This is a genomic window from Oceanimonas doudoroffii (genome assembly GCF_002242685.1).
GTDB lineage: Bacteria > Pseudomonadota > Gammaproteobacteria > Enterobacterales > Aeromonadaceae > Oceanimonas > Oceanimonas doudoroffii.
Genome location: NZ_NBIM01000001.1, coordinates 379931 through 401657, shown reverse-complemented (window position 1 = coordinate 401657; position 21727 = coordinate 379931). Strand labels below are relative to the sequence as shown.

The 21727-nt window shown below is 60.2% G+C and carries 17 protein-coding genes and 2 tRNA genes; 3 read left to right on the top strand and 16 right to left on the bottom strand.

All coding sequences use genetic code 11. The annotated features are described in order from the left end of the window. Positions 1 to 91 precede the first annotated feature (91 nt). Together yiaY and B6S08_RS01835 are read right to left on the bottom strand one after the other, a co-directional pair. Positions 92 to 1243, bottom strand: coding sequence for an L-threonine dehydrogenase (gene yiaY, locus B6S08_RS01840; protein WP_094199078.1), 1152 nt, complete (start codon positions 1241 to 1243; stop codon positions 92 to 94). Positions 1244 to 1324: 81 nt separating this feature from the next. Continuing rightward, positions 1325 to 2842 (bottom strand): aldehyde dehydrogenase family protein, encoded by a 1518-nt coding sequence (locus B6S08_RS01835; protein WP_094199077.1) that lies wholly within the window; start codon positions 2840 to 2842, stop codon positions 1325 to 1327. 221 nt (positions 2843 to 3063) lie between these two features. On the opposite strand from B6S08_RS01835, the gene B6S08_RS01830 reads away from it, so the two are divergent. Next, positions 3064 to 4758, top strand: a complete 1695-nt coding sequence (locus tag B6S08_RS01830; protein WP_094200510.1) for a sigma-54-dependent Fis family transcriptional regulator — start codon at positions 3064 to 3066, stop codon at positions 4756 to 4758. 18 nt (positions 4759 to 4776) lie between these two features. Here the strand turns inward: B6S08_RS01830 and B6S08_RS01825 are convergent, their stop codons facing one another. Next, positions 4777 to 5427 carry a L,D-transpeptidase family protein gene (locus tag B6S08_RS01825; RefSeq protein WP_094199076.1) on the bottom strand — a complete coding sequence of 217 codons (651 nt, stop codon included), beginning with the start codon at positions 5425 to 5427 and terminating at the stop codon, positions 4777 to 4779. A gap of 225 nt (positions 5428 to 5652) precedes the next feature. Here B6S08_RS01825 and B6S08_RS01820 point away from each other — a divergent pair, with 225 nt between their 5' ends. Both B6S08_RS01820 and B6S08_RS01815 read left to right on the top strand, forming a co-directional pair. After that, on the top strand, positions 5653 to 6237 hold the full coding sequence (locus B6S08_RS01820) for a hypothetical protein (protein ID WP_094199075.1): 585 nt from the start codon (positions 5653 to 5655) through the stop codon (positions 6235 to 6237). A gap of 160 nt (positions 6238 to 6397) precedes the next feature. Then, entirely contained in the window at positions 6398 to 6925 is a 528-nt protein-coding gene (locus B6S08_RS01815; protein WP_094199074.1) for a DNA methyltransferase, read from the top strand. 639 nt (positions 6926 to 7564) lie between these two features. Here B6S08_RS01815 and B6S08_RS01805 read toward each other — a convergent pair. The 13 genes from B6S08_RS01805 to B6S08_RS01745 form a co-directional block, all read right to left on the bottom strand. Further along, positions 7565 to 7651, bottom strand: a tRNA-Leu gene (locus B6S08_RS01805). Positions 7652 to 7673: 22 nt separating this feature from the next. Next, positions 7674 to 7747 (bottom strand) — tRNA-Cys (locus tag B6S08_RS01800). 116 nt (positions 7748 to 7863) lie between these two features. Next, positions 7864 to 8418, bottom strand: coding sequence for a CDP-diacylglycerol--glycerol-3-phosphate 3-phosphatidyltransferase (gene pgsA, locus B6S08_RS01795; protein WP_094199073.1), 555 nt, complete (start codon positions 8416 to 8418; stop codon positions 7864 to 7866). A 48-nt stretch (positions 8419 to 8466) separates the two neighbouring features. Continuing rightward, positions 8467 to 10296, bottom strand: coding sequence for an excinuclease ABC subunit UvrC (gene uvrC, locus B6S08_RS01790; protein ID WP_094199072.1), 1830 nt, complete (start codon positions 10294 to 10296; stop codon positions 8467 to 8469). Positions 10297 to 10316: 20 nt separating this feature from the next. Next, positions 10317 to 10958, bottom strand: coding sequence for a UvrY/SirA/GacA family response regulator transcription factor (gene uvrY / locus B6S08_RS01785; protein WP_094199071.1), 642 nt, complete (start codon positions 10956 to 10958; stop codon positions 10317 to 10319). A gap of 244 nt (positions 10959 to 11202) precedes the next feature. Beyond that, entirely contained in the window at positions 11203 to 13101 is a 1899-nt protein-coding gene (locus B6S08_RS01780) for a SurA N-terminal domain-containing protein (protein WP_094199070.1), read from the bottom strand. Between the two features lie 118 nt (positions 13102 to 13219). Then, positions 13220 to 13510, bottom strand: coding sequence for an HU family DNA-binding protein (locus tag B6S08_RS01775; RefSeq protein ID WP_165662602.1), 291 nt, complete (start codon positions 13508 to 13510; stop codon positions 13220 to 13222). Between the two features lie 175 nt (positions 13511 to 13685). Beyond that, on the bottom strand, positions 13686 to 16037 hold the full coding sequence (gene lon, locus B6S08_RS01770; RefSeq protein ID WP_094199069.1) for an endopeptidase La: 2352 nt from the start codon (positions 16035 to 16037) through the stop codon (positions 13686 to 13688). A gap of 138 nt (positions 16038 to 16175) precedes the next feature. After that, positions 16176 to 17456: an ATP-dependent protease ATP-binding subunit ClpX gene (gene clpX / locus B6S08_RS01765; RefSeq protein ID WP_094199068.1), complete on the bottom strand. Its 1281-nt coding sequence runs from the start codon at positions 17454 to 17456 to the stop codon at positions 16176 to 16178. A gap of 82 nt (positions 17457 to 17538) precedes the next feature. Next, positions 17539 to 18162 (bottom strand): ATP-dependent Clp endopeptidase proteolytic subunit ClpP, encoded by a 624-nt coding sequence (clpP, locus tag B6S08_RS01760; RefSeq protein WP_094199067.1) that lies wholly within the window; start codon positions 18160 to 18162, stop codon positions 17539 to 17541. Between the two features lie 88 nt (positions 18163 to 18250). Next, positions 18251 to 19561, bottom strand: a complete 1311-nt coding sequence (tig, locus tag B6S08_RS01755; RefSeq protein ID WP_094199066.1) for a trigger factor — start codon at positions 19559 to 19561, stop codon at positions 18251 to 18253. A gap of 220 nt (positions 19562 to 19781) precedes the next feature. Then, positions 19782 to 20762 carry a murein tripeptide/oligopeptide ABC transporter ATP binding protein OppF gene (gene oppF / locus B6S08_RS01750; RefSeq protein WP_094199065.1) on the bottom strand — a complete coding sequence of 327 codons (981 nt, stop codon included), beginning with the start codon at positions 20760 to 20762 and terminating at the stop codon, positions 19782 to 19784. After that, positions 20755 to 21720 (bottom strand): oligopeptide/dipeptide ABC transporter ATP-binding protein, encoded by a 966-nt coding sequence (locus tag B6S08_RS01745; RefSeq protein WP_094199064.1) that lies wholly within the window; start codon positions 21718 to 21720, stop codon positions 20755 to 20757. The genes oppF and B6S08_RS01745 overlap by 8 nt, the downstream gene beginning before the upstream one ends. Positions 21721 to 21727 lie beyond the last annotated feature (7 nt).

Sequence of the window (21727 nt, the reverse complement as noted above, 5' to 3'; positions counted from 1 at the left end):
CTGGCCAAGCCCGTCCGCTTTGCAAACCCGCGCACGCCTCCTGACACAAAAACGCCCCGTAAGCACGGGGCGCGTCGCCAACTCGAGGCACTCAGAAGGCGGCCTTGAATATGCCCACCACCTCATCATGGCTGGGCTGCACCGGGTTGGTCAGGCCACAGGCGTCCTTCATGGCATTACCGGCCAGCTCGGCGAAGTCATCCTGCTTTACCCCCAGCTCGCTCAGGCCGGCGGGAATGCCCACCTGCCGTGCCAGCCGCTCAATGGCGGCAATGCACCGCTCGGCTCCCTGCGCCGGGCCGAGCTCCTGCACCTGCTCGCCCAGGGCCTCGGCCACCTCGGCAAGACGGACCGCCGCCACTCGGCTGTTAAAACGCTGCACATGGGGAAGCAGCACGGCGTTGCACACCCCATGGGGCAGATCGTAGAACCCGCCCAGCTGGTGGGCCATGGCGTGCACATAGCCGAGCGACGCATTGTTAAAGGCCATGCCCGCCAGCAGCTGGGCGTAGGCCATCTTGTTGCGGGCGGCCATGTCGGCGCCGTTGGCCACGGCATTGGCCAGGTTGCGGCTTATCAGGGTGATGGCCTGAAGGGCGCAGGCGTCGGTAATGGGGTTGGCGGCGGTAGACACATAGGCTTCCACCGCATGGGTGAGCGCATCCATGCCAGTGGCGGCGGTCAGCGACGCCGGCATGTTTTTCATCAAGTAGGGATCGTTGACCGACAGCATGGGCGTGACATGCTTGTCGACGATGGCCATTTTGATATGGGTTTTTTCGTCGGTAATGATGCAGAAACGGGTGATCTCGGAGGCGGTGCCGGCGGTGGTGTTGATGGCCACCAGGGGCAGCTGGGGTTTGGCGGACTGGTCGACCCCCTCAAAGTCACGAATGTCGCCGCCGTTGCTGGCCACCAGGGCAATGGCCTTGGCGCAGTCGTGGGGCGAGCCGCCACCGAGGGAAATAACGAAATCACATTGTTTCTGCTCAAGCAATGCCAGGCCTGCTTCCACATTGCCGGTGGTGGGGTTGGCCTGCACGCCGTCAAACACGCTGGCCTGAATGTCCTTCTTCGCCAGCGCCTGTTGCAGCTGGCCGGCGTATCCCAGCTCCACCAGGGGCTTGTCGGTCACGATCAGCGCATGACGAAAGCCGTACCCGCTTACCTGCTCCACCGCCTGCTCCAGGGCACCGTCGCCGATCAGGTTGACCGACGGCATAAAAAAAGTTGCTGTACTCATGCTGCTCTCCTTTATTGGGGCCGAGGCCCCGTTTTTGTTGTTTATCGATAAGGGACGCCGCCCTTGCGGCGTCGCCGTGCATCAGAAAAAGCCGAGGGGATTGCTGCTGTAGCTGACCAGCATGCACTTGGTGAGCTGATAGTGATCCAGCATCATCTTGTGGGTTTCCCGGCCGATGCCCGACTTCTTGTAGCCTCCAAAGGCGGCATGGGCGGGATAGGCGTGGTAGCAGTTCATCCACACCCGGCCGGCCTGAATGCCCCGGGCCATGCGGTAGGCACGGTTCACATCCCGGGTCCAGACCCCGGCGCCCAGGCCGAATTCGGTGTCGTTGGCAATGGCCAGGGCCTCGGCTTCATCCTTGAAAGTGGTTACCCCCACCGCCGGGCCGAAGATCTCCTCCTGGAATACCCGCATGTTGTTGCGGCCCTGGAAAATGGTGGGCTGAATGTAAAAACCGTTTTCCAGCCCGCTGATGGAGTTGGCCTGGCCACCCAGCAGCATTTGCGCGCCTTCGGCACGGCCAATTTCCATGTAACCGAGAATTTTGTCGAACTGCTCCCGGGACGCCTGCGCCCCCACCTGGGTGTCGGTGTCGAGGGGGTTGCCCTGCTTGATCTCCCGGCCCCGCGCCAGCACCCGGGCCATAAAGTCGTCATAAATGCTTTCCTGCACCAGCGCCCGGGACGGACAGGTGCACACCTCACCCTGGTTGAAGAAGGTAAGCAGCATGCCTTCAATGCACTTGTCCACGAACTCGGGCTCAAAGCGCAGCACGTCTTCAAAGAAGATATTGGGCGACTTGCCACCCAGCTCCACGGTGGACGGGATCAGGCGATCGGCGGCGGCCTTGAGCACGTGCTGCCCCACCGGGGTGGAGCCGGTAAAGGCCAGCTTGGCGATGCCGGGGTGGCGCAGAATGGCTTCACCCGCTTCCGGACCCAGGCCGTTGACCACATTGATCACCCCGGGGGGCAGCAGATCGCCAATCAGCTCCATCAGCACCAGAATGGAAGCCGGGGTCTGCTCGGCGGGCTTGAGCACGGTGCAGCAGCCAGAAGCCAGTACCGGTGCCACCTTCCAGGCGGCCATCAGCAGTGGAAAGTTCCAGGGAATGATCTGCCCCACCACGCCCACTGGCTCCCGGAAGTGGTACACGGCGGTGCTGCAGTCCAGCTCGGCGGCGCTGCCTTCCTGGGCGCGAATGGCGCCGGCAAAGTAACGGAAATGATCCACCACCAGGGGAATGTCGGCGGCCAGGGTTTCACGCACGGCCTTGCCGTTATCCCAGGTTTCCGCCACCGCCAGCATCTCTTTATTTTGCTCAATGCGATCGGCGATGCGCAGCATCAGGTTGGCGCGCTCGGTCACCGAGGTGCTGCCCCAGGTGGCAAAGGCCCGGGTCGCGGCCTGCACCGCCAGATCCACATCGGCGGCGTCGGAGCGGGGCACTTCACAAAACACCGCGCCATTCACCGGCGAGGTATTCTCTATATAACGACCGCCGACCGGAGCGATCCACTCACCGCCAATGTAGTTCTGATATTGTGCCTTGAAGCTGACAACGGCACCGGGCTGACCGGGTTGCTGATAAATCATCTTGCTCTCCTTGCTCTGTGTGTTCAGTGACCTGTCAAACAGTGCAAGGGCGGGGCCAGTTTTACATTTACACAACAAAACCTGTTACAAGCCTTATGTACCGGGGTATTGCGGGCTACACTGGGGCAGTGTTGCCCGCTGGCTGGCCCGGCGGGCCGTAGCGAGAGTGTACGGGTGTTCAGTACAAGTGTTCAGATTCCGCACAGGCGAAGAGAATGACCATGACCTATCCTGCCTCAACCCCGCAGCCCGGCGAGCGGCTGCTTCGCTCCTGGCAACGCAGTCAAACCTTTGGCCTGCAGCGCGGCCACCAGGCCGATCCCTGCTGCCTGAGCCCGGCCGAGCTGCGCCGGCGCCAGCAGCGCCATCGCCACCTGTTAACCCTGCTGCAACGGGCCATGCCGCTGTTTGAACAGTGGCAACAGGGTCGCCCCTGCCGGCTGCTGTTTGCCGATGCCGACGGCACCATTTTGTTGAGCACCGGCGACAACCACTTTGGTGATCGAGCCCGTCGCCTGGCCCTGGCCACCGGCGCCAGCTGGCATGAACAGACCATGGGCACCAACGCCATTGGCACCGCCCTGCTGGAGCAACAGGAAATTTCCGTGCTGGGTGAACAACACTATATGCACGCCAACGCTGCCATCAGCTGCAGCGCCAGCCCGGTGTTATCCCCCACCGGTGAACTGCTGGGCGTGATTAACATCTCCAGCGAGGCCGGCGAACACAGCGCCGATATGCTGCTCACCGCCCGGCTGATGTCCCTGTCCATGGAAAACGCCCTGGTCAGCGAACAGCAGGATGCCTGCTGGCTGCTCAGCCTGGCCAGCGACGCCGCCGGCCTGCAACAACCCTGGTCGGCGTTGATCGCCCTGCGTGAAGACGGTCAGCTGTTGGGCGCCAACCGTCGGGCCCGGCAGTGGCTGCCAAAACTGGACCCCGCCGCCCTGTTGGCCCGGCTGCGTCAGGGCGAGCTCACCCCTTGGGGTGACGGCATGGCGCTGCTGAGCCGTCGGCCGGCCCCGGCACGCTCTCGCCCGGTGGCAGAAAACGCCACCGAAGCCGCCGGCCTCAAGCTGCTCAACCACGGCGTGCCCCTGCTGCTGCAGGGTGAAACCGGCACCGGCAAGGATCACACCGTTCGCCGCCTGCACAAGCAAAGCCGGCGCGCCCAGGGGCCACTGGTGGCGGTGAACTGCGGCGCCCTGCCCACCGAGCTGGTTGAGGCCGAGCTGTTCGGCCACGCGCCCGGCGCCTTTACCGGCAGCCACAAGGCCGGACGCACCGGTTATATTCGGGCCGCCCATCAGGGCATTTTGTTTCTGGATGAAATCGGCGAGCTACCGCTGGCGGCCCAGACCCGGCTGCTTCGAGTGCTGCAGGAAAAGGCGGTAGTGCCCCTGGGCTGCCATGAGCCCGAGCCGGTGGACTTCTGCGTGGTGGCCGCCAGCCACAAAGACCTGGAGGCCATGGTGCGGGATGGCCGATTTCGGGAAGATCTGTATTTTCGCCTGAACGGCTACAAATTGACCCTGCCGCCCCTGCGCGACTATGCACGCTCAGCGTTTGAAACACTGGTGGAAAGATTGCTGCTGGAATTGCACGGCGAGCACTGCCGGCTGGCCGCCGGTTTGATGGACACCCTGCATGCCAGCTCCTGGCCAGGCAACATTCGCCAGCTCAGGCAGGTGCTGGAGGTGGCCGGCATTCTCGCCGACGGAGGCGTGATTGAAGCCGGGCATTTGCCCGAACTGCCGACACCGGCTCGCACCCAGGAGGCGGTGCAGGATCTGAAATCCGCCACCGAGCGGCAGATAAGAAAGGTGCTGGACGATTGCAACGGCAACGTAAGCGAGGCGGCGCGGCGACTGGGCATCAGCCGCACCACCCTGTATGCCCGGCTTAAGGGCGGTTAACCCTTAAGCCGGCCGGGCTCAGATCTCTTCGTTGCGAGGGTATTTGGCAAACTCCCGGGAGATATCGGCGTAGAGCTCCACCGCCCAGCGCGGCAGGTTGGCGGCAAAACCGTCGAGGGGCACTCGGCGCGGATCGTGCGGCGCGATGATCACCGAGGTGTTGTCGACGCCAATGCGGTTGACCAGCACAAACAGCTCTTCAATGGCGATGTCGCCAATGGCCAGACACCCCGCCGATTCGGCCTTGCCGTGAATGTAGATATCGCTGCCCGGATCGGAGCGCCCTTCCTTGGCCGCGCGCATCAGATCGTAGGAATTGGGGTAATTGAGCCGCATCGACAGATGAAAGCGGCTGTCCGGGTTGAGGTGAGTAATGCGGTAGATACCCTCGGGCACCTGCTTGTCGCCTTCCCTCAGCTTGGGGCCCGGGCCACCGCTGGCCTTGCGCACCGGGTAATGGCGAATAAAGCGAAAGTCGCCGCTGTCGTTGCGGGCCCACAGCTCCAGGGCCTTTTCCTCCTTGGTGGCCAGCAACACGATGTCTTTGGGCGGATAGCTGACCTCGGCCCGCATAAAGTGGGGCCGCATACGTATTTCTGCCAGCTCGCCATAGGCGGAGAGTACGTTGTCGATGCTGCCGTGAGCATAGGAAAAAGCGGGGCCTGACATAAGCAAAGTACCCAAAACCAGGGCTGGAGCGATAAATCCGGTTAAACTGCGCATAAAAAATAATAAACTCGTGCTGACGTCCTGTCGGAATGATAGCCCGATGTCCATGGGCTTGTAACCAAATTATACGCCGCCATTTGTTTATTGGCCCACTCAAGGCCACACTTTAAGGGTGGTAACAAAGGGGGAGGCCTGAGCCGGCCCTCGACAACACGGAGGTTAAGGATGATCTCTTTTCTACGCTGGTGGCCCCTGTTGCTGCTTGCCGGGTGTGCCGAAATGACCGCACTGAACCTGGGTAATGGCAATGGCTTAAAGGTGGACGACAGCACTCCGGGCGTGGCCGTCACCCGAGAACAGCCCCCCAAACTGGCCAGCCTGAGTTTTTACTCTTCCCGCCCCTATAATGAAGAAGCCGCCGGCCGCTGCGCCGAGCAGTTGCTGGTGCCGCGGGAGCTGAGCAACCCGGTGATCCACTATTCCGGCAGTGACATGCTGAACGTGGAAGGCATGGTGGAGCACCGGCCGCGACTTTATGGCCTGTTGCCGGTGCAGGACAGCATTCGCTTTGAACTGACCCTGATGGGCATGGTGAAAGGCACCACCTATGGCTTTCGCCGCATTGAGTCGGCACGCCGGGATCCGCTCGGGCTGAATGGCCATGACTACTCTCCCCTGCCCCCCTCGGGCCAGGAAACCCGCCAGCTTTATCAGCGCCTGGAGCGACTGTTCAAACAGATGGACGACTGTATCGCCCGGGACGATGACAACAGCGCCATGCACCGCTCCATCGCCCGCATCAGCAGCTGACAGTTCATAAAACCATTTCTTGTGCCCCGTGCTGTTGAGCGGGGCTTTTCTTTGATTTGCACGACTGCTTCCGTCAACAGTCTGATCAAAATTGACCGATAGCGCCGTTTGCCGCGGGGCACATCCTGTTTTAGGATCCTTCGCCAAACAGGAGAACGCCATGAGCAGTACCAACGGCCAAGTCGTGCCACGAGAGTCTTACCCAACCCCTCACACAGTTGTAGCCGCCCTGATCTCCCGCCTGCAGATGAGGGAAACGGATCATTTCCTTGAACCATGCCGGGGTACCGATGCCATCTGGGATCATATTCGGCTGCCCGCACCACAAAAACACTGGGCGGAAATAGCGATGGGCCGTGATTACCTGCAAACCACCTTTACCCGAAAAATGGATATCATTATCACCAATCCGCCCTTCTCATTGACCGAAGCTTTTATTGAAAAATCGCTTTCCGAGCTAAGCGCTGATGGCACCATGGCCTATCTGCAACGGGTCAACTTTCTGGGTAGCAAACGAAGAGTGCCATTCTGGAAAAAAGTAGGTTTTCCTGATAAATCGCCCATTATTATTCCCAGACCAAGATTTGTAGGTGGCAACTCGGATAGCTGTGAATATGCCTGGTTTATCTGGGACAAAGGCAACCGCTTCGGTATAGACAAGGGTCTTAGTCACTTGATATGTGATTGATCGCACATAACTTATTTAATTAATATTCAATGATAAGCTCTTGCCTCAACCAGCTTGGAGCATGAACATGCCAGGTACTTGTGAGAGCCGTCAACGTTCGCTTAGTGAGTCCATCATCATCCATAACCATTCGTCCGGTAGACTTAAAAGCTGCCCGCAGTGCTCCAATAGTGAAGGAAAGCATGTGTTTTATGCTTACGAATCCTTTGGCATGAGAACCATGGAAGACGGCAGTACCATAGTGCAATCCTGGTGTCCGGGCTGCAGATCGAATGCAAAGCCTCAGACTCAGCCGATTGCAACCTGCTGAGTGTGAATAACACTTTATTTTTCCCCTGGGCCTGATTCCGTCAGGGCGATGGCGAATGCGTTTAAACGCCATGAGTCCGCGTACTCATGGCCGAATTTTCTTTAGGAAGACCTGAGGCTGACTTATTTTCGGTTCACAAGGTAGGTTAATCTGCATTTCTCCTCGAATGTGAGCCAAGTAAGGGGGACGAGCGGGCAGACTATAATGCGCAAAGGCTAGTCATGGGGTTCTGGCGCCAATGGCTGAACACAGATAGAGAATAATGTACTGGGGAAGATCGAAAACCGAGGTGGGATACTGCGAAGAGTTTGCTAACTGCTTGATTTACATGGTGCCCGGAGCGGGACTTGAACCCGCACGCCCTTGCGAGCGAGGGATTTTAAATCCCTTGTGTCTACCGATTTCACCATCCGGGCGTAGACGTATTCGAGAGGAATATGGAGGCGCGTTCCGGAATCGAACCGGACTAAACGGATTTGCAATCCGCTGCATAACCACTTTGCTAACGCGCCAAAGAAGTCGTTGATATGGGCTGCATTTTAATGGGCCCGGCCGCTCAGTCAACCGTATTCTGGTAAATTGGCGCCGTTCGCCCATTTTTTATTCTATAACGCCCTGTTTTGCCGGCTTACGCCTTGTTGTCGCCGGTCAGGTCACCCCAGGCGGCGCGCAGGTAGTCGTAGGCAGAGAACAGGGTCAGGCCGGCGGCCGCATAGAGCAGCACATAGCTGGCCCAGATCATGTAAATGCTTTGCTGCCAGATAAGGCCGATCAGCGCCAGCATCTGAATGGTGGTTTTCCATTTACCAATCCAGCTTACCGCCACCCGGGAACGCTGGCCCAGCTCGGCCATCCACTCCCGCAGGGCCGAGATGACAATTTCCCGGCCGATCATGAACATGGCGGGAATGGTCACCAGCGGGCTGCTGTAGTCTTCCACAATCAGCACCAGGGCGGTGGCCACCATCACCTTGTCGGCCACCGGGTCGAGAAAGGCGCCAAAGGGCGTGCCCTGCTTCAGCTGGCGGGCGAGAAAGCCGTCCAGCCAGTCGGTGGCCGCGGCCAGGGTAAATATCGCCGCGGCCCAGAAATAGGCCCAGTGAAACGGCAGGTAAAAGAGCACCACGAAAACGGGGATCAGCAGAATGCGAAAAAACGTCAGGGAGTTGGGGACATTTATCATTGTTGTTTAAACCATGGGACTATGCCGTTACATGGTGCATGATGACACTCAGTGATGCAACGCATCGTGAATCTTTTCTGCCAGCGCGCGGCTGATACCGGGTACCTTGACCAGCTCATCCACGCTGGCGCGCTTTACTTCCTGCAAGCCACCCAGGTATTTCAGCAACGCCTGCCGGCGCTTGGCACCGACACCGGGAATGGACTCCAGGCTGCTGGTGGTGCGTGCCTTGCCCCGCTGGGCCCGATGGCCGGTAATGGCAAAACGGTGCGATTCGTCGCGAATATGCTGGATCAGGTGCAGTGCCGGCAAATCGGCAGGCAAATGCCGCTCTTCGTGGCTGGTGCCCATGATCAGCGTTTCCAACCCGGGCTTGCGGGTCACGCCCTTGGCCACCCCCACCAGCAGCGGCTGTTTCGGGCTGTCGGCCAGCGCCAGCCCCACCACCGCCTCGGCCTTGCTGAGCTGGCCCAGGCCGCCGTCGATAAACAACACATCTGGCAGGGTATCGGGATCGGCGCCATCAAAGCGTCGGCTCAGGGCCTGCTCCATGGCGGCGTAGTCATCCCCGGGAGTGATGCCACTGATATTGAACCGGCGATAATCGCTCTTGCGTGGGCCATCCTGATCAAACACCACACACGACGCCACGGTTTTCTCGCCCATGGTGTGGGAGATATCAAAGCACTCCATACGCGCGATGTCGGCCAGCCCCAGCACTTCCTGTAACTGAGCCAGTCGTTGCCGCTGGGTGCTGCGGTGAGCCAGCCGGCTGGCCAGGGCGGTTTCCGCATTGGTACGGGCCAGCTTGACAAAACGGGCCCGCTCACCGCGCACGGCGCTGCGCAGCCGCACTCGGCGGCCATAGTGCTGGCTCAGGGTCTCGCTGATCGGCTCCTCATCGGCCAGGGAGCGATCCAGCAGCACCTCGGCGGGGGCTTCCCGGCCATTGACGCCAGAGAGGTAAAACTGCAGCACAAAGCTTTGCAGGATCTCTTCCGAATCGGTGTCGGGGGCCATGCGCGGAAAATAGCTGCGCCCGCCCAGCACCTTGCCCTGGCGAATAAACAGCACCTGCACACAGGCCTGGCTGCGCTCGGCGGCCAGGCCAATCACGTCGAGGTTGTCGAGCACATTGCCGCTGACAAACTGCTGCTCCTGCACTCGGCGCAGGGCCTGCAGCTGATCACGAAAGCGCGCCGCATCTTCAAAGCGCAGCTCGCGGCTGGCCAGCTCCATGCTGTCGGCCAGGTCGGTCAGCACCTGCTGGTTCTTGCCCTGGAGAAACAACCGGGCCAGTTGCACCTGATGAGCATATTCTTCGTCGCTGATCAGCCCCTTTACGCAGGGGCCGGCACAGCGCTTGAGCTGATACAGCAGGCAGGGGCGGCTGCGATTGGCATAGACACTGTCTTCGCACTGACGCACCGGAAACAGCTTCTGCATCAGATGCAGGCTTTCACGCACCGAATTACCGTTGGGATATGGGCCGAAATACTCGCCCCGTTTCTTGCGGGCGCCACGGTGAATGTTGATGCGTGGATGAGTGTGATCGGAGATAAGAATATAGGGATAGGACTTGTCGTCCCGCAGCAGCACGTTGTATTTGGGCAGGTGCTGCTTGATCAGGTTGTGCTCCAGGATCAGCGCTTCGGTTTCGGTGTGGGTCACCGTCACCTGCACATCGGCAATCTGGCGCACCAGGGCTCGGGTCTTCTCGCCACTGACGCTGGCGCGAAAATAGGAGGAAAGCCGTTTCCTGAGGTTTTTGGCCTTGCCCACATAGATTACCTCGCCCCCGGCGTCATACATCATGTAGACGCCGGGTTGCTCGGTCACGACCTTGAGAAAGGCCCTGGCATCAAACGGCTGACTCATAGCACTACCTGAGCCCTGGCTCAGATCTTTTCCGCGTCGAGCATGCCGTAGCGAATGGCCAGGTGCGTCAGCTCCACATCACCGTTAATGTTCAGTTTACTGAACAGGCGGTAGCGGTAGCTGTTCACGGTTTTCGGACTCAGGTTAAGCTGCTCGGAAATGTCGGTTACCCGCTGCCCCCGCGTGATCATCAGCATGATCTGCAGCTCGCGCTCAGACAACTCCTTGAACGGGTTTTCCTCGTTGGAAAACTGGCTCAGGGCCATGCGCTGGGCAATTTCCGGCGACAGGTAACGCTGACCGCTGTGCACCAGGCGAATGGCGTTGATCATTTCCTCCGGCCCGGCGCCCTTGGTCAGGTAGCCTGACGCTCCCGCCTGCATCACCTTGGTAGGAAAGGGATTTTCGGTATGCACCGTCAGTACGATGATCTTGACGTCGGGATTGAAACGCAAAATTTTGCGGGTGGCTTCCAGTCCACCAATGCCGGGCATGTTCATGTCCATCAGAATGACATCTGGATGATGTTCACGACACCATTGCACGGCTTCCTCACCGCTCTTGGCCTCGCCCGTCACTTTCATTCCCTTAATATCTTCCAGTATGCGTCGGATCCCTGTGCGCACTAACTCATGGTCATCAACCAGGAATACGTTTATCAAAGTTGTTCTCCGACTGCTGTGGCCTGCTTAGCATATATCAATTACCCACGCTTCGCATCATATGGAAAAGCGCGGGCCGGCAACCTTGCCCCGCCCGCGCGAACATACCTTAGTATCAAATCCAACGCGGCTTGGCAACTCGGTGCAGGCAAAGCGCAAGGCAAAGCAGAACGGAATCGATACAACAGGCCAAAAAAACGGGCGCCGAAGCGCCCGTTGTCATGGTTGATTCTGCCACCAAGGTTCAGAACACGCCGTCGTCTTCGCTCGGCAGCTGACGATATTCAATGTCGGCAGCGGCCCGCAGGGCGCTGATCAGGCTCTGGTAATCCCGCTGTCCCTGTACCCGGCCCTGGCCCTGACGAATTTGTGCCAGTTGCTCGGAAGGCTGCTCGGGGGTCACCACCTCGGTCAGGCGCAGCACCGCCTGATCGCCGTCGGCCAGGGTCAGGCTGGTCAGCGAAGGCGCCTTCTCCGGTGCCGGCATGGCGAACAGGGCGTTCAGCAGGGCTGGCGGCTGGGGGCTTTCCCGGGTCAGAGCGGCCAGTTCGGTCCGCTCCAGCCCCTGCTCGTCCAGCCAGGCGTCGATGTCACCCTCGGCCCAGCGCTGTTGCAGCGCCTCGGCGGCCTCGGCGGCCAGTTCGGCGGCCTTGTCTTTCAGCGCCAGGGCGCGAGCCTGATCTTTGACCTCATCGAAGTCACGCACGGCGGCGGACTGATAATCCAGCACCCGCAGCACCAGGGCGGTGTTGTCGTCGAGCTCAATCAAATCCGAGTTCATGCCCTGCTCCCGCAGGCGGCTTGAGAATGCCTCGGTGAGCACACGCGGATCCTGCAGCTCGGCGGGCGCCGCGGCGGCAGAGATAAAGTCGGTAGAGCGCACTTCCAGCCCCAGCTCCTGAGCGACCATGTCGAGGGAGTCCGGAAACTCAAAGGCCAGCTCCGCCAGCCGCTGCTCACGATTATAGAAATCGTCGCTGGCCTGCTCGGCGGCCAGGCGCTCGGCAATGGCGTCACGCACGTCTTCCAGCGGGCGGGTTTGCGCCGGTCGAACTTCCAGCAGCTTGATCAGGTGCAGGCCAAAGTCGCTTTCCACCACAGCAGACACTTCGCCTTCGTCGTTCAGGGCAAAGGCGGCTTCGTCAAAGGCGGGATCCAGGGTGCCGGCTTCCATCCACTCCAGCTCGCCACCGTTTTCGCCGGAGAACACGTCTTCCGACTCGGTACGGGCCAGTTCGGCAAAGTCCTCACCGGCGGCCAGGCGTTCGGCAAGGGCGGTAATCTTCTGCTCGGCGTCATCATCCTTGGCCACCATGATATGGGCCACCCGGCGCTGTTCGGGACGGGAGTAACTGGCCTGGTTGGCACGGTAATAGTCTTCAATGGCCTGCTCGTCGATATCCCCGGCAGACACATTGCCGGCATCCAGCAGCACATAGTTAAGCTTCACCTGCTCGGGGCGCTGGAACTGCTCGGGGTGCGCCTGATACCAGGCCTCGGCATCTTCATCGCTGATCTCGGCGTTGGCTTCAAACTGTGCCAACGGCAGGCGCACCAGCTCGGCACTGCGCTGCTGACGGCTCAGCCGATCCAGCAGGCCGGCCTCGCTTTCCAAGGAAAACGAGGAGCCCACCACGGCATTCAGCAGCATCTGGCGGTTCAGATCCTGGCGAATGCTGTCACGCAGTTGCTCCGGGCTCAGGTTGTTGCGGCTCAGCAGTTGCAGGTAACGGTCGTTGTCGAACTTGCCGTCTACCTGAAACTCCGGCAGGGCACGAATGGCGTTGCGCACCTGCTCATCGCTGGCGCGCAGGCCCAGCTCGGCAATTTTCTGATCGATCAGTCGCTGTTCCACCAGCTGCTCCAGCACCGAGCGGCGCAGCTGCTCCACATAGGCAGGATCGGCCAGCAGCTGGCTGAGCTGTTCACCCAGCTGGCTTTCCAGACGGGCCCGTTCGTTGCGGTAGGCGTTTTCCAGGGTCTGGGCAGGAATTTCATCACCGTTGACCACGGCGGCCGCTTCCTGCACCGGACGCGTCACATAGCTGCCCACCCCGGCCAGGGCGAAGGACAGTATGATGGCCCCCAGAATGATCTTGGAGGTGGTACCCTGGGCACCCTCTCTCAATTTGTCGAAAAACATAAGTTGTTGTTGCTCCCGTGGACGGCACCGCCGCCATTTCCGAAAGAAAAAAAGCGCACCACCGGATGCGCCTTTCGGATTCAGACCCGTCGGCTCTTCAGGAACCGGCGCACTGTGTTCAGTTAACGGCGTCTTTCAGTGCCTTGCCGGCCTTGAATGCCGGGGTTTTGGCGGCGGCGATTTCAATGGCAGCGCCGGTTTGCGGGTTGCGGCCGGTACGGGCGGCGCGCTCACGCACTTCAAAGGTGCCAAAGCCGACCAGAGAGACAGAGTCACCGTCTTTCAGGGTCTCGGTCACCGCTTCCACGAAGGCGTCCAGCGCGCGGCCGGCAGATGCCTTGGTGATGTCGGCGCCATCGGCGATTCTGTCAATCAGTTGAGATTTATTCACTGTCATTCCCCTTGTCATTTTTGGTGTTGGTCGGATGACACAACCCTGATCGTTGTTATTGACGCCCTCGGCGCACAACCCATCATCGGCGGGCTGGCATCATTCCGTGTTGAGGGCCGCCACAAAGCAATCCAAGGCTACTGCGAGTCTTGGCCGCTGACAAGCCTCAAACCGCGGCCTGTCGTCAAAAAGCTCAGGCCGACGCCACCGCAAAGCCTTCAGGCGGTTGTTCCAGCGCCAGCTCCAGCACATCGTCCACCCAGCGCACCGGGTGAATTTCCAGGTCGCCCTTGACGTTTTCCGGAATTTCCTCCAGATCGCGCTCGTTCTCCGCCGGAATCACCACCCGCTTGATGCCGCCCCGGTGAGCCGCCAGCAGTTTTTCCTTGAGGCCACCAATGGGCAGCACTTCGCCGCGCAGGGTGATCTCGCCGGTCATGGCCACATCGGCCCGCACCGGGTTGCCGGTCAGGCTGGACACCAGGGCGGTACACATGGCGATACCGGCACTGGGGCCATCCTTGGGGGTGGCGCCTTCGGGCACGTGCACGTGAATGTCACGTTTTTCGTAGAAGTCGGCATTGATGCGCCATTTCTCGGCACGGGAGCGTACCACCGTCATCGCCGCCTGAATGGACTCCTGCATCACGTCGCCCAGAGAGCCGGTATAGCTGAGCTTGCCCTTGCCCGGTACGTTGGCCACTTCAATGGTCAGCAGATCGCCGCCCACTTCGGTCCAGGCCAAGCCGGTCACCTGACCAATCTGGTTGCTCTCTTCCGCCTTGCCGTAGTCAAAGCGGGCCACGCCCAGATACTTCTTCAGGTTGTCACCATTGATAACGACCTGCTTGATATCCTTGTTGAGCAGAATTTCCTTCACCGCCTTACGGCACAGCTTGGAAATTTCCCGCTCCAGGCTGCGCACCCCGGCTTCCCGGGTGTAGTAGCGAATAATGCCGATAATGGCGGAGTCTTCCACCACCACTTCGCTTTCCTTCAGGCCATTACGGCTGATCTGTTTGGCCAGCAGGTGGCGACGGGCAATGTTAAGCTTTTCGTCTTCGGTGTAACCCGACAGCCGAATCACTTCCATGCGGTCCAGAAGCGGGCCGGGAATGTGCATGGAGTTGGAGGTGGCCACAAACATAACGTCGGACAGATCGTAATCCACTTCCAGGTAGTGATCGTTAAAGCTGTGGTTCTGCTCCGGATCCAGTACCTCAAGCAGCGCCGAGGCCGGATCGCCGCGCATGTCGGACGACATCTTGTCGATTTCATCCAGCAGGAACAGCGGGTTGCGCACCCCTACCTTGGCCATCTTCTGGATCAGCTTGCCGGGCATGGAGCCGATATAAGTGCGGCGATGACCCCGAATTTCGGCTTCGTCGCGCACGCCACCCAGGGCCATACGCACATACTTGCGGCCGGTGGCCTTGGCCACGGACTGACCCAGGGAGGTCTTGCCCACGCCGGGCGGTCCCACCAGGCACAAAATCGGGCCCTTGAGCTTGCTGGTACGGCTCTGCACCGCCAGGTACTCGATAATGCGTTCCTTGACCTTTTCCAGGCCGTAGTGATCGGCGTCGAGCACTTCTTCGGCCTTGGCCAGGTCTTTTTTCACCTTGGACTTTTTCTTCCAGGGCACCGACACCATCCAGTCGATGTAGCCACGTACCACGGTGGCCTCCGCCGACATGGGCGACATCATCTTGAGCTTGGCCAGCTCCGCCTCGGCCTTTTGCTTGGCTTCGTCGGTCATGCCGGCGTCGTCGATTTTCTGTTGCAGCGCCTCGAATTCGTCGGGCACGTCGTCCAGCTCGCCAAGTTCCTTCTGAATGGCCTTCATCTGCTCATTCAGGTAGTACTCGCGCTGGCTCTTTTCCATCTGCTTCTTGACCCGGGCGCGAATGCGGCGCTCCACCTGCAGCAGATCCATTTCCGCTTCCATCATCGCCATCAGGTACTCGAGGCGTTCGCCCACGTCCGCGATCTCCAGCACCTTCTGCTTGTCTTCCAGCTTCAACGGCATGTGGGCGGCCATGGTGTCGGCCAGGCGGGCGGCGTCTTCAATGGCGGTGAGCGAGGTCAGCACCTCGGGCGGAATCTTCTTGTTGAGCTTGATGTAGCCTTCAAACTGGGTAATGGCAGAGCGCACCAGCACTTCCTGCTCACGCTCGTCCAGGGCCTGAGTGGCCAGGTACTGGGCCTCGGCCACGAAGTAGCCGTCCTCTTCGCGCAGCTGTTCCAGACGGGCGCGCTGGGCGCCTTCCACCAGTACCTTGACAGTGCCGTCGGGCAGTTTGAGCATCTGCAACACATTGGCCACGGTGCCGACCTGGTAGACATCATCCACACCGGGATCGTCGGTGGACGCATCTTTCTGAGCTATCAGCAGTACCTTCTTGTCCTGCTCCATGGCCGCTTCCAGGCAGCGAATGGATTTTTCCCGGCCCACGAACAACGGGATCACCATATGGGGGTAAACCACCACGTCACGGAGAGGCAGGACGGGAGTTTCGATGCGTTCGGAACGCTCTAGGGTCATAATGTCCTCTCGGCTTGAATGCAATTTATAAGCGCTTGGGGGAGTATATGGGGGCGGGATCGCAAGATTCAATCGCTACGGCGGCAAAAACGAAAAAAGGGGCATAAAGCCCCTTATATCAGCTCAAAAAAGCCGCGGTCAGTCGCCGGAAGCGGCCTGAGCCTCACCCTTCTCATAAATGAGAATGGGGTCGGATTCACCCTTGATCACGGTTTCGTCGATCACCACCTTGGACACGTCGTCCATGGACGGCAGATCATACATGGTGTCGAGCAACACAGCCTCCACAATGGAGCGCAGGCCCCGGGCACCGGTTTTGCGTTCCATGGCCTTGCGGGCGATGGAGCGCAGGGCGTCGTCACGGAACTCCAGCTCAACGTCTTCCAGCGCGAACAGGGCACCATACTGCTTGGTGAGGGCGTTCTTGGGCTCGGACAGAATCTGCACCAGGGCGTCTTCGTCGAGCTCGGTCAGGGTTGCCACCACCGGCAGACGACCGATGAACTCGGGGATCAGGCCGTACTTGACCAGATCTTCCGGCTCCACGCGAGTGAATATGTCACTCAGGGAAGCCTTCTGATCCTTGGCCTTGACCTCGGCGCCAAAGCCGATGCCGGTGCCGTGGTCCATGCGCTGTTCAATCACCTTGTCGAGGCCGGCAAAGGCACCACCACAGATAAACAGGATCTTGGAAGTGTCTACCTGCAGAAACTCCTGCTGGGGATGCTTGCGCCCCCCTTGAGGCGGCACCGAGGCCACCGTGCCTTCAATCAGCTTGAGCAGCGCCTGCTGTACACCCTCGCCCGACACGTCCCGGGTAATGGAGGGGTTATCGGACTTGCGGGAAATCTTGTCGATTTCGTCGATATAGACGATACCGCGCTGGGCCTTTTCCACGTCGTAATCACACTTCTGCAGCAGCTTCTGAATGATGTTTTCGACGTCTTCACCCACATAACCGGCCTCGGTCAGGGTAGTGGCGTCCGCCATGGTAAAGGGCACATCCAGCAGCCTGGCCAGGGTCTCGGCCAGCAGGGTTTTACCCGAGCCGGTGGGGCCGATCAGCAGAATGTTGGACTTGCCCAGTTCTACCCCGTCGGTGGAGCCGGCATTGCGCAGTCGCTTGTAGTGGTTGTAAACCGCCACCGCCAATACCTTTTTGGCGTGGTCCTGACCGATGACATAATCATCCAGATGGGCACGGATCTCGTGGGGCGTGGGCAGGGCGTCGCCGTCACGCTTGGGCGAAATATCCTTGATCTCTTCACGAATAATGTCTTCGCACAGTTCAACACATTCGTCACAAATGTAGACGGAAGGGCCGGCGATCAGCTTGCGTACTTCGTGTTGGCTCTTACCGCAAAAGGAACAGTACAGCAGTTTGCCGCCATCCCCTTCGCCCTTGCGTTTGTCTGTCATTCAGTCACCTCTTGTGGATACAGCGCGGGGCTCAGCCCTGTCGGCTCTACTGCACAGTGTACAGCACCCCGCCCCGCTTTGCTCAGTCGCGCTTGAGAAGCACCTCGTCAACCAGGCCGTATTCTTTGGCCTGAACCGCCGACATGAAGTTGTCGCGGTCGGTATCGCGCTCGACCACCGCCAGATCCTGGCCGGTGTGCTCGGCCAACAGGCGGTTGAGCTTTTCCTTGATATAGAGAATTTCCTTGGCGTGGATCTGAATGTCCGACGCCTGCCCCTGAAAGCCGCCCAGAGGCTGGTGAATCATCACCCGGCTGTTGGGCAGGGCAAAACGCTTGCCCGGCGCACCGCCGGCAAGCAGGAAGGCACCCATGGAGCAGGCCTGACCCATGCACACCGTACTGACGTCCGGCTTGATGAACTGCATGGTGTCATAGATGGACATACCCGCGGTCACCGAGCCGCCCGGCGAGTTGATATAGAGGTAAATGTCCTTTTCCGGGTTCTCCGACTCCAGGAACAGCAACTGGGCGCAGATCAGGTTGGCCATGTGGTCTTCAACCTGGCCGGTGAGGAAGATCACCCGCTCCTTCAGCAGGCGCGAGTAGATATCGTAGGAACGCTCGCCCTTGGCCGTCTGCTCCACCACCATGGGGATCAGGGCGGCCAGGGGTCCGTCCATCATCGGATTCTGGTTGTCTGACATAAGATTCTTGTCCCTAAAACAAAATGGCCCGAGTGCACATACACTGGGGCCATTATACGCAAGAGCTTGATGCTTAAGTCAAATGATCTTAAGCGCCAACGCCCGGCTTGTTCATCACGTCGTCAAAAGAAACCTGCTTGTCGGTCACCTTGGCCTGAGACAGCACGAACTCAACGGCCTGATCTTCAACGGCCAGGCTGCGCACGTTTTCCAGCAGCTGAGGGTTGTCGTTGTAGTAGGCTACCACTTCGGTCGGATCTTCGTAGGCGGAAGCCATGGAAGCGATGATTTCCTGAACCTTGGCGTCGTCGGCCTTGATTTCGTTGGTCTTGATCAGCTCACCCAGCAGCAGGCCCACGCGTACACGACGCTCGGCCTGATCCTTGAACAGCTCGGCCGGCAGTTGCGGGGCGTTTTTGGCGTCCATACCGCCAAAGCGCTGCAGCGCCTGCTTGCGCAGGGTGTCCACTTCGCCGTCGATCAGGGACTGGGGTACGTCGATTTCGTTCTGCTCCAGCAGACCGTCGATCACCTGCTCCTTCACGGAAGCTTTCAGGGCCTGGGCCAGCTCGCGTTCCATGTTCTTGCGCACCTCGGCCTTCAGGCCGTCTACGGTGCCATCGGCGATGCCGAAGCGCTTGACGAACTCTTCGGTCAGCTCGGGCAGCTGCTGGGCTTCCACCTTGGTCAGGGTGATGGCGAAGCTAGCGGGCTTGCCCTTCAGGTTTTCGGCGTGGTATTCCTCGGGGAAGGTCACTTCGATGGTGAACTCGTCACCGGCCTTCTTGCCCAGCAGGCCGTCTTCAAAGCCCGGAATCATGCGGCCGGAGCCCAGTACCAGCACGAAGTCTTCGGCCTTGCCGCCTTCGAACTCTTCGCCGTCTACGGAGCCCACGAAGTTCATGGTCACCCGGTCGCCGTCTTCGGCGGCGCGGTCGGCTTCAGTCCAGTCGGCATGCTGCTTGCGCAGGGTGTCGATCATGTTGTCCAGATCGGCGTCGGTGACTTCGGCCTGCGGCTTTTCAACGGAGACCGCGTCCAAACCTTTCACTTCCACTTCCGGATATACTTCAAAGGTGGCGGTAAAGGTGAAGTCTTCGCCGGCCTTGATGGGGGTCGGCTCCATGGCGGGCATGCCGGCCGGGTTGAGCTTTTCGCTCATCACGGCTTCAAAGAAGTTGCGCTGCATCAGCTCGCCGGCCACGTCGGCTTCGACGGACGCACCGAACATTTTCTTGATAACGGTCAGCGGGGCCTTGCCAGGACGAAAGCCGTCGATACGGCGGGTTTTGGCCAGCTGACGCAGGCGGCTGTTCACTTCACCGGTAACCTGCTCGGCGGGAACAGTGATGGTCAGGCGGCGCTCCAGGCCCTGGGTCGTCTCTACAGAAACTTGCATTCTTTTACCTCAATTTTCTTCAGCACGGCGGTGCTGACCCTGTGATGTTTGAAACAGCCCGGGCTGCTCCTTGAATCCTGGTGAAGACGATGTCTTCGCTAAAATACAGACGCGGCATTATAACGGCGCGCTTTCCAAGCGTCGAGGGACGATGGCGTACCGACGGGCAGGATATGGGGCTAAAATGCCGGTTTTCAAGGCTAACCGGCAAATTGTGGCCTTATTCCACCTTGAAACAGGCCACTTGGTGAGCAACCGGGCCTTTCATCTCGGGCATGGCTCGCGCGCACCCCTGATCGGCCAGCGGGCAGCGGGTGCGAAACACGCACCCCGAGGGCGGGCTCAGGGGAGACGGCGGCTCACCCTCGAGCAGTTGCACGCGCTTGCCCCGCTCCGCGTCCGGGTCGGGAATGGGCACGGCACTGAGCAAGGCTTGCGTGTAAGGGTGTTTCGGGTGGTGGTAGAGGGCATGCTTGTCGGCCAGCTCCACCCCGTGGCCCAGATACATCACCAGCACTCGATTCGAGATATGGCGTACCACCGACAGATCGTGGGCAATAAAGATTAGCGCCAGGCCCATTTCCCGCTGCAAGTCTTTCAGCAGATTGATCACCTGGGCCTGCACCGACACATCCAGCGCCGACACCGGCTCGTCACAAATAATCAGCTTTGGCTTTAAAATCAGCGCCCGGGCAATGCCAATCCGCTGGCACTGGCCCCCGGAAAACTCGTGGGGGTAGCGGTTGACCAGGCTGGGCAACAAGCCCACCCGCTCCATCATGGCTGCTACCCGCCGGCGCACTTCGACCCTGCCCTGATGCGGTTCAAAGGTAACGAGGGGTTCGGCGATAATGTCACCCACCGTCATGCGTGGATTGAGCGAGGCCAGCGGATCCTGAAAAATCATCTGCACGTCCCGGCGCAGCGCGCGCCACTCTCTGGCCGCCAGCCCGCCAAGCGCCCTGCCCCGCCAGGCCACGCTGCCAGCGGTGGCGGGCACCAGGCCGATAATCGCCCGGGCCAGGGTGGACTTGCCGCAGCCCGACTCCCCCACTATCCCTAAGGTTTCCCCCGGCGCCAGGGTGAAGCTGACCCCGTCCACCGCCCTCAATACAGCTGCCGGCTGCCAGGGCCAGGCGTGCCTGGGGCGCACGGAAAAGTGCACTCGCAGGTCGTCGACGCACAGCCACGGCTCAGTCATGGGAAATATCCAGAAAGCAGGCGCTGCGCCGGCCCATGCCCACGTCCCTGAGCGGCGGCACCTGCTCCCGGCAACGCGCAAACACATGGGGGCAGCGCTGCTGAAAGGGGCAGCCCGTCGGTCGGTGCAGCAGGCTGGGCGGATCACCGGCAATGGTGACCAGCTTTTCGGCATCGGTGTCGAGCCGGGAAACCGCCCGCAACAACCCCTGAGTATAAGGATGGGCAGGATGGTAAAAGAGGCTGCGCACCGGGGCGGTTTCCATGGTGCGGCCGGCATACATCACCAGCACTCGATCACAACTGCCGGCCACCACCCCCAGATCGTGGGTGATCAGCATGATGGCGGTGCCGAACTCGGTTTTCAGCTCGTTGAGCAGGCTCATGATCTGGGCCTGCACGGTCACGTCCAGGGCGGTGGTGGGCTCGTCGGCAATCAGCAGACTGGGCCGGCACAGCAGCGCCATGGCGATCATCACCCGCTGGCGCATGCCGCCGGAGAATTCGTGGGGGTAGCGATTCATGCGATCCCGCGCCTCGGGAATTTGTACCGCTTCAAGCATGCGCACCGACTCATTCACGGCATCCTGGCGACCCATGCCCTTGTGCAGCGCCAGTACCTCCGTCAGCTGCTCGCCCACTTTCATATAAGGGTTGAGGGAGGTCATGGGATCCTGAAAAATCATGGCGACCTCTTGGGCACGAATGCAATTGAGCTTTCGCTCCGGCAGGCCCAGCAGCTCCCTGCCCCGGTAGCGCAGGCTGCCCGTGGCGCGGCCATTTTTGGCCAGCAGGCCCATGATGGCAAAGGCCGTCTGGCTCTTGCCCGAGCCCGACTCGCCCACCAGCCCCAGGGTCTCGCCGGCGTTAAGGGTAAAGCTCAGCTCGTCGACCGCCACCACTTGTCCTTCATGAGTGGTGAACGCCACCCTGAGGCCATCGACCTTTAACAACGCCATGTTCGTT